Origin of the sequence: Megasphaera sp. DISK 18 (assembly GCF_001682955.1) — a bacterium.
Classification (GTDB): domain Bacteria; phylum Bacillota; class Negativicutes; order Veillonellales; family Megasphaeraceae; genus Megasphaera; species Megasphaera massiliensis.
In genome coordinates, this window is record NZ_LUGJ01000023.1 from 71,105 (window position 1) to 84,412 (window position 13,308).

11 protein-coding genes and 1 tRNA gene are annotated in these 13,308 nt (G+C 50.1%); 8 read left to right on the plus strand and 4 right to left on the minus strand.

From position 1 onward, the window contains the following. Positions 1–936: 936 nt before the first annotated feature. From A0U42_RS05765 to A0U42_RS05790, 4 genes are all read left to right on the plus strand, one after another. The gene (locus tag A0U42_RS05765; protein WP_065360223.1) at positions 937–2,121 is read left to right on the plus strand and encodes an acetyl-CoA C-acetyltransferase; all 1,185 of its coding nucleotides are present in this window, start codon (positions 937–939) and stop codon (positions 2,119–2,121) included. Between the two features lie 207 nt (positions 2,122–2,328). Beyond that, positions 2,329–3,510 carry an acetyl-CoA C-acetyltransferase gene (locus A0U42_RS05770; RefSeq protein WP_062412290.1) on the plus strand — a complete coding sequence of 394 codons (1,182 nt, stop codon included), beginning with the start codon at positions 2,329–2,331 and terminating at the stop codon, positions 3,508–3,510. A gap of 701 nt (positions 3,511–4,211) precedes the next feature. After that, complete coding sequence (potE, locus tag A0U42_RS05785) at positions 4,212–5,537, plus strand: putrescine-ornithine antiporter (RefSeq protein WP_065360226.1); 1,326 nt, start codon at positions 4,212–4,214, stop codon at positions 5,535–5,537. A gap of 216 nt (positions 5,538–5,753) precedes the next feature. Further along, entirely contained in the window at positions 5,754–6,281 is a 528-nt protein-coding gene (locus A0U42_RS05790) for a GNAT family N-acetyltransferase (protein WP_065360227.1), read from the plus strand. 75 nt (positions 6,282–6,356) lie between these two features. Here A0U42_RS05790 and A0U42_RS05795 read toward each other — a convergent pair whose 3' ends face one another. The 3 genes from A0U42_RS05795 to A0U42_RS05805 all read right to left on the minus strand — a co-directional run bounded on the left by A0U42_RS05795 (position 6,357) and on the right by A0U42_RS05805 (position 8,641). Further along, positions 6,357–7,208 (minus strand): arginase family protein, encoded by an 852-nt coding sequence (locus tag A0U42_RS05795; RefSeq protein WP_218055526.1) that lies wholly within the window; start codon positions 7,206–7,208, stop codon positions 6,357–6,359. A 147-nt stretch (positions 7,209–7,355) separates the two neighbouring features. Then, positions 7,356–8,219, minus strand: a complete 864-nt coding sequence (locus A0U42_RS05800; RefSeq protein ID WP_065360228.1) for a hypothetical protein — start codon at positions 8,217–8,219, stop codon at positions 7,356–7,358. Then, positions 8,219–8,641 carry a hypothetical protein gene (locus tag A0U42_RS05805; RefSeq protein WP_065360229.1) on the minus strand — a complete coding sequence of 141 codons (423 nt, stop codon included), beginning with the start codon at positions 8,639–8,641 and terminating at the stop codon, positions 8,219–8,221. Before A0U42_RS05805 ends, A0U42_RS05800 begins: the two co-directional genes overlap by 1 nt. 148 nt (positions 8,642–8,789) lie before the next feature. Between A0U42_RS05805 and A0U42_RS05810 the strand changes: the two genes are divergently transcribed. After that, on the plus strand, positions 8,790–10,049 hold the full coding sequence (locus tag A0U42_RS05810; RefSeq protein WP_044504414.1) for a DEAD/DEAH box helicase: 1,260 nt from the start codon (positions 8,790–8,792) through the stop codon (positions 10,047–10,049). Between the two features lie 17 nt (positions 10,050–10,066). Next, positions 10,067–10,612 carry a hypothetical protein gene (locus A0U42_RS05815; protein WP_065360230.1) on the plus strand — a complete coding sequence of 182 codons (546 nt, stop codon included), beginning with the start codon at positions 10,067–10,069 and terminating at the stop codon, positions 10,610–10,612. 62 nt (positions 10,613–10,674) lie between these two features. On the opposite strand, the gene A0U42_RS05820 is transcribed toward A0U42_RS05815, so the two are convergent. Further along, entirely contained in the window at positions 10,675–11,973 is a 1,299-nt protein-coding gene (locus tag A0U42_RS05820; protein ID WP_065360231.1) for an MFS transporter, read from the minus strand. Between the two features lie 118 nt (positions 11,974–12,091). On the opposite strand from A0U42_RS05820, the gene A0U42_RS05825 reads away from it, so the two are divergent. Both A0U42_RS05825 and A0U42_RS05830 read left to right on the plus strand, forming a co-directional pair. Next, the gene (locus A0U42_RS05825; protein ID WP_065360232.1) at positions 12,092–12,979 is read left to right on the plus strand and encodes a LysR family transcriptional regulator; all 888 of its coding nucleotides are present in this window, start codon (positions 12,092–12,094) and stop codon (positions 12,977–12,979) included. A gap of 164 nt (positions 12,980–13,143) precedes the next feature. Continuing rightward, a tRNA-Arg gene (locus tag A0U42_RS05830) sits at positions 13,144–13,220 on the plus strand. Positions 13,221–13,308 lie beyond the last annotated feature (88 nt).

Sequence of the window (13,308 nt, forward strand, 5' to 3'; positions counted from 1 at the left end):
TATATTACTAACTATCACTAACACAGTCAAAGAACGTCCCCATCACGAAGAGTCTTATAAAGATTATATAAATAACATATCAGCTGATGGAATGCAGGAGAGAGGCAAGTAAGAGACAACGACCAACAAAAAGGCCTTGTGTGAACCATACCCGTAACATGGTTCATACAGGGCCTTTAAAATTCTATCGGGCATTCAGAGCGTCAAGCCAATCAATACGATACAGACAATCACAACGATCAGATCTCTTACGGTCTGCTTATATTCACGGTGATTGTAGTAAGACACAGCGGCATGGAAGATTGTCCCGAACATTACATAGCTCACTAAGATACGTATGTTCTCGATGAGGGTTCGCGGATCAATTATATTTATCAGTCCAATGCTTATAATTCCAAAAAGTAACCATGCTATCACGTGTGCATCTACCTGCCTTTCAAAGTTAATATGTGTCATCAAGTCTCTATATAACTATACAGACGTTTTGATGTGCTGTCTAGGTGTGGCGCTGTGATTGTAATGGCTAGTACAATTTAGCGCAGGCCTTGATAGTGCGTATAGGCACGATGAGCCGAATAGAACCGCAAGCGTCAATCGTGTGCAACAGGACAAAGGGCCTACTAAAGATTTTGTCATCCTAATGTGAGGCATGTTTCCTTAAAATGATATGCATGGCGAACTATTCGGGGTGTTCATTCTTCTTTTCGCTGTCTCTTCCTTTATCATGATTATTCGGCACAGCAAAAATCCATTTTGCTCTTGCATTTACTTGTGAAAAAATGTACTATATAGACATGGAGATTGTGAAATTTAGAACTCAAATTCTTCATTTCAACGTAACCCCCAAGGAGCTGCGTAAGCGGCGGCTCCGTCAATCAAGGCTATATACTATATTATTCTATATTTTGTTTCATGTCAGAAAGGATGGTTTTTCTAATGAGAGATGCTGTTATCGTAAGTGCTTGCCGTACGGCCATCGGCAGCTTCAATGGCCAATTCGCAGATATTACCGCTGTAGACCTCGGTATTGCTGCGGTTACTGAAGCAATCAAACGCGCAGGTGTCCCTGTCGATCAGATCGACGAAGTCATCATGGGTCATGTACTCCAAGCCGGTTGCGGTGAAAACACAGCCCGTCAAGTTGCCCTTCATTCGGGTATTCCCCAAGAAGTTCCAGCTTTCACATTAAATAAACTCTGTGGTTCCGGCATGCGTGCCATTTCCTTGGCTTCGCAGCAGATCAAACTCGGCGACGCTGATATCATCGTTGCCGGCGGTATGGAATCCATGTCCAATGCTCCCTACTCCATCGCGAAAGGCCGCCGCGGCTATCGCATGGGTAACGGCGTTCTCGAAGACCTTCTCCTTCGTGACGGCTTGATCTGCACGGAAAACAACTATCATATGGGCGTAACGGCTGAAAACGTATCCAGCCGCTTTGGCGTAACGCGTGAAGACCAGGATAAATTGGCTCTCCGTTCGCAGCAGTACGCTTACAAAGCTCAGCAGGAAGGAAAATTCGACAGCCAGATCGTACCGGTTACGGTTCATAAGAGAAAAGGCGACGTCGTCATCGACAAAGACGAATTCATCCGTCCGGACTGCACCATGGATATGCTCTCGAAACTCCGCCCGGCCTTCATCAAAGACGGCACGGTTACGGCCGGTAACGCTTCGGGCATCAACGACGGCGCAGCTGCTGTCGTCATCATGTCCGCTGACAAAGCAAAAGAACTCGGCATCAAACCGCTGGCTCGCATCATCGATTGGGCTTCGGCTGGCGTAGATCCGGCAATCATGGGTATCGGCCCTGTTCCGGCTGTTCGCAAAGTCATGAAGAAAACGGGCATGACCGTCGATCAGATGGACCTCATCGAATTGAACGAAGCTTTCGCAGCTCAGTCCGTATACTGCTGCCGCGAACTCGGCCTCAACATGGACAAAGTCAACATTCACGGCGGCGCTATCGCTCTCGGCCATCCGATCGGCTGCTCCGGCGCTCGTATCATCGTCACCTTGCTCTACGCTATAGCTGAACCGGAAATCAACGGCCGCTATGGTCTTGCTGCTCTTTGCATCGGCGGCGGCCAAGGCACGGCTGTTATCGTAGAACGCCTGTAAGTTTTTACCCCCCTATTCCCTAATAGTAAGCAATCAAATGTATAGACTACGTAATTTTCTGAACGTGGTCTATACATTTCCTTTTGAAGGGTGTATTATATCATTATCTGGTATCATCATTATGATGATGCTTTTCGCGGCGCATTCGCCTCATACCGATGCGTCCCATTTATTTCATACGTAAAAAAATCTCAAGGAGTGATTCCAATGAAAGAAGTAGTTATCGTAAGTGCTTGCCGTACAGCTATCGGTAAATTCGGCGGCGGTTTCAAAGATACCCCGGCTGTTGAATTAGGTGCTGTCGTTATCGCAGAAGCCCTCAAACGTGCCGGCATCGAAGGCAAAGACGTCGACGAAGTCGTCATGGGCAATGTTCTTCAGGCAGCTCAGGGCCAGAACCCGGCTCGTCAGGCTATGATCAAAGCCGGCATGCCCATCGAAGTTCCGGCTCTTACGGTCAATAAAGTCTGCGGTTCCGGTCTTCGCTGCGTATCCTTGGCAGCTCAGATGATCAAAGCCGGTGACGCTGACGTCATCGTAGCCGGCGGTATGGAAAACATGTCCATGGCTCCCTTTGCCGTTCCTAAGGGCCGTTACGGCTACCGTATGGGCAACGGCGTCCTCGTCGACACCATGATCAAAGACGGCTTATGGGATGCTTTCAACGACTACCACATGGGCATCACGGCTGAAAACGTAGCTGAAAAATTCGGCGTTACCCGTGAAGATCAGGACGAAATGGGCGTCCGTTCTCAGGTAAAAGCCTGCGAAGCTATTAAGAGCGGCGCTTTCAAATCCCAGATCGTTCCGGTTACGGTCCATCAGCGTAAAAAAGACGTCGTCATCGACACCGACGAATTTCCGCGTGAAGGCACGACCATGGAAAGCCTGGCTAAATTGAAACCGGCCTTCAAAAAAGGCGGCACTGTAACGGCCGGCAACGCTTCCGGCATCAACGACGGCGCAGCTGCTTTCGTCGTCATGTCGGCTGACAAAGCCAAAGAACTCGGTCTCAAACCGATGGCAAAAATCGTAAGCTATGCATCGGCTGGCGTCGACCCGACCATCATGGGTACCGGCCCGGTTCCTTCGTCCCGCAAAGCCTTGGCGAAAGCCGGCCTCGAAGTTAAAGACCTCGACCTTGTCGAAGCCAACGAAGCTTTCGCAGCTCAGGCTGTATACTGCTGCCGCGAACTCGGCTTTGATATGGATAAAGTCAACATCCACGGCGGCGCTATCGCCCTCGGCCATCCGATCGGCGCATCGGGCGCTCGTATCCTCGTAACCTTGCTCTACGGCTTGAAAGAAGTCGGCGGCAAATACGGCTTGGCTACGCTGTGCATCGGCGGCGGCCAGGGTACGGCCTGCATCGTCGAAAACATCGACTAATCACCCTTGTAAAAACTGCAAAGAGTCTCGCATGCATGATGGTGCGGGACTCTTTTTTATCGTGCTTTTTCCGATCGAAAAAAAAATTATTTCCTGTCTCAAAACGTCCCATTTCTTATTGACGTCTGCCCCTAATATTGATATACTTATCCAGTCGCAAAGAGGATTCATTTTTACTGGCTTATGGTTCTGAGGCTTGCTCAAAGATGAATCCTCTTTTTTCGTCCCTTTTGAGACGAACCGAGCGATTCCCATAAGGGAGATACCCTCCCCTTTTGACGGGCATACCGCCGTTCCGTTAGAAATCTGATGACAGATTATGCCTTGCCTTTGAATCTGGATACGTTCAGTGAATTTTTGTTCTTTGAAAAAGAACCTTCGCTTCAAAAGAAAAAAAGTCAGGACAAAAACCGTCTCGGACAGCTCTTTACAAAGATCCACCCAACGGCTCGAAAGGCGCTTATTTTCCTTGAAAATCCATGTTTTCAACCCCTTGGGAAAGCTGATGAAACCTAGCCTTCCCGGCCCTTATCACCGTATGTAAAATTTTCTATACAGATTTAGAATAATCGACGTCAAAAGGGCCCTAAATACATATAGCATTTTTCAAAAAGCTATTTAATTTTCCCTGCAAAAATGATAGAATTAACTTGCTAAAATTTCTAGCCGTATACGCATTCTAAACGAAAGAAGGACTGATAATGAAAACTACATGTCGTAAAATGTCTGTTGTCCAGCTGACCTTCGTCACTGCTGCCAACATGCTTGGAGCCGGTATCATCATGCTGCCGACCAAGCTTGCCGAAGTCGGTACTATTTCAATCATTTCTTGGATTATTACCTCTTTTGGCTCTTTAGCCCTCGCCATGGCCTTTGCCCGATGTGGCATGTTTACAACGAAGCCGGGCGGTATGGGTGGTTACTCCGAATACGCCTTTGGGCGAATAGGACATTTTATGGCAAATTACGCCTACTCTGTTTCCATCGTAATTGCAAACGTCGCCATTGCCATCACGGCAGTCGGTTACGGCGCCGGTTTCCTTGAGACAACCTTTACGCCGATTCAGACGTGTCTATATACGATCGCTTTATTGTGGATTGCAGCCGCCCTTAACTTCAGCGGTTCCCGGTATTCGGGCAAGCTGAGTGCCATCACCATCTGGGGCGCGATCATTCCGGTTCTCGGTATTTCTATCATCGGCTGGCACTGGTTCAGCCCGGCAACCTGGCTCGCATCGTGGAATCCTAATGACCTGGGTCTCGGCGATGCCGTCGGAAATTCGATTGCCCTTACATTGTGGTCTTTCTTGGGACTTGAATCGGCAGCCGTCAACATGGACGCCGTGGAAAACCCGAAAAAATCCGTACCCATTGCGACCTTCGTCAGCACCATCAGCGTCGCTGTCATCTACGTCGCTTCGACGAATGTCATCGCCGGAATCGTTCCCAATGCCGAAATCCTGGCATCGAGTGCTCCCTTCGGCCTGGCCTTTTCCTACATGCTCGGCGATACGGCCGGCAAGGTAGTCATGGGCCTGATGGTATTCTCCTGCGCCGGGTCTCTCCTGTCGTGGCAGTTCACCCTGGCCCGCGTCTTCAAGACCAGCGCCCAGCGCGGCTTGTTCCCCAAGATTTTTGCCAAAGTCACCAGCGCCGATGTCCCCATCAAGGGCATGCTCTGCATCTTAGGCATGCAAAGCGTCCTCGCTTTGATGACCATCAGCCCGACCTTGGCCGCCCAATTCGAACTCTTGGCGAACCTGGCCGTCGTCACCAACGTCATCCCCTATATCCTTTGCGCCGGGGCCTTGACGACAATCCTTACTAAGGAAAACATTCCCAATAAAGTCTGCAATCGAAATACTTCGATTTTCTTAGCAGGCGTATCGATTATCTACTGCGTATACGCATTGACAACGACCGATGCGACGACCTTCCTCAGCGGTAGCTTCGCCGCCTTCCTGGGCTGGCTCGTCTACGTCGTCCGCTTCACGATCATGAAGCAGACCATCGTCGAAATTAAATGAACAGATCAAAAAGGAGACCACCTCATGGCGGCCTCCTTTTTTTACAGCCTTTCAACGAGGCTCGACAAAAACCGGAACCTCATGGGGAAAAATCATGTCTCATGGTCAGCCCCTGGGAACCCATGCTGAAGCCTTCAACAGACACACTATTTGAAAAAGCGACGACAGTGACCTTTTGAGCACAAAAAGGCTTTCCGTCAGATAGGAGCATTTATAATGGATATCACGTTAAAATTATGTACCGTCGATGACTTGGATGAACTTCGTAAATTATCGATTCAAACGTATTACGAAACCTTTGCAGCCGTGAACACGGCGAAAAATATGGAAGAATATTTGAACCGGGCCTTTGACCGGGAAAAGCTTCGCCGGGAATTGGAAAATAAGCATTCAAAGTTCTTCATCCTGCGCTGCCACGAAAAGGCAGCCGCTTACCTGAAGGTAAACGAAGCCCCGTCACAGACGGATATCAATGACCCGGAGTCCTTGGAGATCGAAAGGATCTACGTATCCGGAGAATTTCAAGGACAAGGCCTGGGACGCTATTTGATGGAGCAAGCCATTGCCATGGCCGTGGCGCAAAAGAAAAGATACGTCTGGCTCGGCGTTTGGGAACATAATGAAAAAGCCCTTCAATTCTACAAGGCCAATGGATTTTATAAAATCAGCACCCACCATTTCGTCATGGGAGATGATGTGCAGACAGACGATCTCATGCGAAAAGATTTAGACCAAAGCCGCTAGAATCGGACACCGTCCTCAAGGTTCAAAAAAACCTTCATAAGCCAAGAAAATAGGCCTGCGTCCCGTTCCGAATCGTCACTCCGTAAGGATATGTATGTTGGAAAACATCTTACGGAGGCGCTCCGCTTCAAAGGGAAGGTATTCGGCAATGGTGAAGCCGACGATATCGGAGCAGTCCTGGATCGTTTGGAGGATTCCTGACAGTTTTTCAAGGGTCATTTTTCCGCCGCCGGAGCCGTCGCCGACGAGTTCGGGATTAGCAAAATAAGTGGAATGGAAAAATCGTTCATCTAATACATCGATGTCGAAATGGACCAGGACATGGTCGAACCTTCCGGCAAAGGCACTGATTTCTTGATTGGTGACAAATTCCTCGGTCTGGATTTTATACCCGACGCCCATATCATCTAAAAACTGCTGCTGATAGTCATGAAGATTCTGAAGGCCGATATACAAGATGTCCTTGGGACTAAATGCCTCCGACTTCATCAAACTGGACAAGGCGGCATCGCCATGTCCCAGAAGGGACCCCAACACCATGGCATGGGCATTGGGATAGCCGTCTTTTACGGTCGATACGTCGGGATGGGCATCGATCCAGATAAGGCCGAGGTTCCCATACTTTCCGTGCAAATAGTCAAAGGGAGCCTGAGACACCATGCAGTTCCCGCCAATGGTGATGATTTTATCGGGCTGTTCCCCTTCGATTTTACCCATGGCATCGACGATACCGCTTACAACCTCGTCTTTCCCATAGATACCATCAGTGATCTCTTTTTCTGCCCCTGTGGGCGGAAGGATGTTCACTTTTATCAGGGGCTGATTTTCATTCTCCGGCAAAATATGGGCCATCAGATTGGCTCCAAAATAATAGGTCTCCAATCCGCCGCTCACATAGTCCGGGTACAATAGTCTGATTGTTTTCACGTGGCTGCACCTCCTAATAAAATTTTGTATCTAATTATATCATAATGTAGATTTATTTTCCATCCGTTTCCCCTATCGGCGTATCAAAAAAATCCCCATGAGATTACACACAGCTCTCTCATGAGGATTATCTTATATGGAGTTGTTTCAGGATAAGGTTTCAACGACGACATTGCGAAGGGCCACGCAGCCGATGATGACGATAGACGACAGGACGAAAGGCGTCACGAAGACCAGGGGATTGTTCTGCAGGATGGGCATAGCCTCGAAGATATATCCGAAGACCCGAATATCACTGTTGAACAAGAGATTTTGGACCATGACCCACAGGAGGACCATGACGACGATCGAAAGGAGATGGACGATTTTCTCTTTTCGGCTGTAGCCGTAACGCTTATAGGGAAAGAAATAGAAGGCAAAGGTGGCGATGACGAAGATGCTGATGGCTAAAAAGCAAAAGCCCATGATGGCCATAATGCCGATAAAGAGGCTCACCGAGGTCGATGAATCACCGATAGCGGGGAAGAGGAACATCCCCAGGACGGCGCAAGGAAGGGGCAGGCTGAATAAGATGGGGTCAAGGAACTGGGAATACCAGTATCGCCGCAGCTGAGCATGCCAAAAATCAATACCTTTCGCAGCCCCGTACTGAGCCGCAATGGTCAAAAGCATCCACAAGGTGAACAAGAATACCATTCCCCAATAGGAGTGCCAAAGAGACGATCCGATCAGACCGTTTAAGAGGCCCACGGCGATGATGAGGGCAACGGCACCGCCGTAGAAAGTCGCCCCGGCAGAAGCATAGTCATCGTATCGTCCCTGTTTACGGCGGCGATAGCCGAGCCACAAGGGCACGGCAAAGGACAGGATAAAAAAGACCAGGATGGATGCAGCGGCAATGTAAGGCTTTCCCGACGCAAAGGCTCCAAAGGGGATCGGCAAGATGCCGCAGGCGGCCCACAGAATCGCCATGAGCCAGTCGTGCCCCTTCTGTTTCCAACTAATACGCATTATTCCACATCCTTTCGGCCCGGCATCAAAGAAGACAGCCCATAGGATACGAGCATGACCAGGCTCATTTCAGCATACATGGCAAGAATAAAGACGATATCACGACCGAAGGTCGGCCATTCCCAAAAGGGCGCCGCCTTCCAGTAACTGCCCAGATAGACCTTGACGGCCACTTTAAGGGCCAGCATGAAGAGCCAGACCAAGACGACGACCCAGCGGCGAATACGGCCCCTTTCCCGGCCAAAAACGGCATCTTGAGCTCCGACGTAAGCCGTAGGAACGACGAGAGACAGGAAGAGATAACTGACGACGGCCACAATAGCACTGGAACCACTGTGAATCGTATAGGCTCCAATGGGAATGAGGACGATAAAAATACACATGAAAACAGACTGCCGCAAAATATCGCGCCACCAACTCATTTATGCAAGACCTCCTAAAACAATGCAAACGAAATCATTTTAGTATACCATATCCCCAAAGGAAAGAAAAGTTTGCGCAAACAAGGGCTTTGTGTAATAATAATAGTTAGTAAGCACTTTGTTAGCACCTATAGAGAAAGGGCACGATATGACAAAAAATTTTCAATCTCTCGGCCTGACGTCGGACCTTTCCGAGCTTCTCCACAAGCAGGGAATCGACGAACCGACGGCCGTTCAATCACAAGCCATCCCGGCCCTGTTCAAAGGCCGGGATATACTGGCTCAGGCTCAAACCGGTACAGGTAAGACCCTGGCCTTCCTCTTGCCGTCGCTGCAGCAGATCCGGACCGAAGTCCACGCCGAGCAGGTCCTCATCCTGGCACCGACGCGGGAATTGGCCCGCCAAATCGCTGACGTAGCCGCGACCTTGGCCCCGTCCCTTGATGTCGACGTCTTAAGCCTCATCGGCGGCAAGACCATCGAAAACCAGCTCCAAAAACTCCATCGCCATCCCCAGGTCATCATCGGTACGCCGGGGCGGCTCCTCGACCATTGCCGCCGCAACTCCCTCGACCTCAGCGGGGTCCGCCGGGTCATCGTCGATGAAGCCGACCAGATGCTGCAGTCAGGATTCCTGGAAGACGTCGATACCCTCATCGGCCTGACGCCGAAACGCCGGCAGCTCCTCTTTTTCTCGGCAACGGTTCCCGATAAGATCAAGGGCCTTGCCAAAAAACACATGCAGAATCCCCTGGTCCTGAAGATTCTCGAAGGCGATACCATTGCCCTTGAAAATATCGAACAGCGGATCTACATGATGACGGAAGAGCAGAAGCTGCCGAAATTATGCCAGATGCTGACCGAGATGAATCCCTACCTTGCCATCGTCTTCTGCAATACCAAGGAGCGGACGTCCCTCTTAGCAGGCAAATTGATTGCCAAGGGTTTCAACATCGGCGAACTCCACGGCGACATGTCCCAAGGCCGACGCAACCAGGTCCTGCGCGACTTTGCCAAGGCCAAGACTCAGATTCTGGTCGCTACGGACATCGCCGCCCGCGGCATCGATATCGAGGGCATTACCCACGTCTTTAACTTCGACGTCCCTCACGACGTCGATTACTATATCCACCGCATCGGCCGCACGGGCCGGGCCGGAAGCGACGGCCTGTCCATCATGTTCGCCACCGGAGCCGATGTCGATTGGGTCCGCCGGATTGAACACAACATCCAGGCTACGATCACCAAATACACCCTGACGGGACAAGTCAAAGTAAAAGCCAGCAGCACCCCGCCGAAGCGGCAGAAGACTTATCGCGACAAGTTACCGGCCAGCACCTATCAAACGACTCGAAACAAGCGCCACAAACAGCGCCATAAGGGCGGAGACAACCTCCGTCGCCGCTAATGAACGGGAGGTTTATTATGAAACGTTATCTTGCTATTGTTCTCATGTTAGTTACCCTTTTGACTGCCGGATGTTCGACGGCCGTGCCGACGGACTCCCAGCAAAAAGAACAGACCCAAACGCAGCAGCAGTCGAAGGATACGAAATCCAATCAGGATACCAAGAGTCAGACTGAATCGAAAGAAAAGGCGGTCGCCACTTTGCCGACCATCGGCGATACGCAAAAAGCCTGGGAAGACGAATGGGGCCACCCCTATTCCCAGGGTGATACGATCCGCGTCTTCCATAACGGCCGCTACCAGGTCGTCTTTGAAAACGGCCGGGCCGTTACCGTTACCATTGCCTTAAAAGACGGCGAAGACCTGAATATCAGCGACCTCTTGCCGGAAGATGCCCAGAAACAGTCGTCGTCTTCGAAAAATCTTGGCGGTACGACCATGACCGTTCAAAAATGGCACAGCGATACCCTGGAAAAAGCCTTCTCCTCGACGAAGGGCAATTTCACGGTCATGAAACAAGCAGACACGATCATCATCGACTGCACGCCGAACCTGAAAAAGTAAAACGAAACAGATTCTATACAAAACCGGAGCCTTGTGAACATCAGATTCACAAGGCTCCGGCTTTATGCTTTCGACTTGCCGTCAAAATACCTTAGATTTCCCCCCTCATATTCTATTCTTTCGTTTTCATTACGGATGCGGAAACTGGCCGTTGCCGCCATAGCGGCCAAGCAGAAGTTGACCAGCCAAAGAGGCGAGTAGCCCCAGCCGATATCTACGAAAAGGCCGCCGAGGTAGGCGCTGAAAAAGGCGCCTATCTGATGGCCGATCAAGGTAAATCCATACAAGACGGCCATGTTTTTCGAGCCGAACTTTTTACTGATGATGCCCGACGTCGGCGGTACCGTCGCATCTCCTGAGAGCCCCAGTAAGGCCGTGGCGGCAAAGGCAAAGGCCACCGATTTAGGAAGAAGCAGAAAGGCCAGGGAAATCCCGACCCGCACGGCATAGACTCCGGCCAGGACGTTCTTCATCTTGAAAGCCGCTCCGAGAAAGCCCGTCCCGGCGGCACCGATCATGGTGGCGATGCCGTAGACGGTCAGTGTCAGCGACGCCGTGCTGCCGTCGATGCCATAGGACAGATACTGTGAAAATAGATGGCTTTCAATGATGGACATGTTAAAGCCGCAGGTCGCAAAGCCTATGACGATTAAGCGATAGTCCCGGTCTTTTAGGGCAAATTTCAGCAGGGGAAGGAGGGACACTTTCGAAGTCCCCTTCCCTTCGTGAACGGCCTCTTCTCGTTGAGTTTCCTTTTTGCCGATAGAGTGCATCCAGACAGCAATGGGAATCATCAGTAAAAAGGGAACGGTCAAAGCCCTCATGGCAAAGGCGATATCAAAGGTTGAAATGGCCAGATTCAAAGCCGGAGACATGAAGGCGTCGCCAATGCCGGCACTGGCCTGAACGAGTCCTGAGACGACAGCCGCCCGTTTCTCTCCCAACATCGGCGTAATAGCGCCCATGATGATGCCAAAGCAGAGGCCCGTCGTGCCAAAGGGCAGAACGAGGCCAAAAAAGAAGACCAGCGTCCAAGGGCTCGTACATAAGGGCGTCGCCGCCAAGCCGACGACGGTAAAAAGAATCCCTACCAGAATGACGAAGACCGGAGATCGTCTCAAGGCCAGGATGCCGAGAAAGGGCTGGGCCAGTCCATAGACTAAAGCACCTGCGCCGATAGCAAAGCTGATGGTCACGTAATCGATGCCCGTATAGGGAATGAGCCCGGTCATCATGATGCCGTAATTGTCGTGGACGCCCTGCATCACGCCGTGGACGATGCAGGCGGCGATGACCAGGACAAGGCTCTGAAACAGCGATTCAGGCTTCTGTAAGGTCGGTGTTGTTTTTAACATAATCATAAGACTCCCTCATTGACAATTTAATTTTTCTCTGTTAGTATAGCATCAACAAACGCTTAAATAAAATCGATGTTTTTAATTTTACACTTCATTTATTTTGAACTATCATGAGGCTCTTATGGACTTAAAATATTTACAAACCTTCAAAACCATCGTGGAAGAAGGCGGCTTTACCAAGGCGGCGGAAAAACTCAACTACACCCAATCGACGATTACCTTCCAAGTCGGACAGTTGGAGCAGGAATTGTCCGTCAAACTCTTTGAACGGATGGGACGGCGGATGCAGCTGACCAAGGCCGGTGAACAGCTGTATCCCTATGTGACCGACGTCCTCACGTCCGTCGCAAAGCTCCGTTGCTTTGAGAATGATTTGTTGGAATATAAGGGCATCTTACGGGTCGGAGTCGGCGAAACTCTGCTCTGTTACAAACTGTCGCCGGTCCTAAAAAGATTCCATGACCTGGCCCCCAATACCCGGCTTTTTCTGCAGTCCATGAATTGCTACGACATCCGCAACGAACTCCTGGACGGAACCTTGGATCTCGGCGTATTTTATGAAAATGTCGGCGGCTTTGGTGACAATCTGGCCGTCGCGTCTTTTGGAAGTTACCCCATGACCTTAGTAGCTTCACCCGACATAAAAGAAGAATATCCCGATTTTATCACGCCCAAGCAGAATATTCCCCTACCGCTGATCATCAACGAACCGACCTGCGTCTTTCGTCAAATCTTCGAACAGTACCTCCAGCGAAAATCCATCGTCCTCGACCATACCATCGAATTGTGGAGCATTCCGACCATTAAAAATCTGGTAAAAAGCAGCGTCGGCATCTCCTACCTGCCGACCTTTGCCGTCGAAGAAGATGTAAAGTGCGGAGAACTGGCAGAAATCAAGACGGAACTGACCGACGCCCGCATTTCAGCCGCCTGCGGGTATAACCGCAAGAAATGGATCAGTCCGGCCATGGAATTATTTACTCGCCTGATAAAAGATACCTTTTCATAAAGAAATTTTCGCCGCTTTGTCCCCCTACGTGTCCCCGGCTTACGGGGTGGCTGCGGTAAGCGGGACCGTTTCAGTAAAAAAACGAAGAGCTTTTTTTCGAAAATACATTGACAAGTTCCTCTTTTTTTGTTATTATATATAAGTCGTCAGGAACGACAAGATATGACTCGGTAGCTCAGCTGGATAGAGTGACTGACTACGAATCAGTAGGTCTAGGGTTCGAATCCCTACCGGGTCACCACAGAGAGAGCTCACACATGTTGTGTGAGCTTTTTTTATACCCTTTTTACAGAAAAACCGTCAAAAAAAATGGTTCTATAATAAATGTT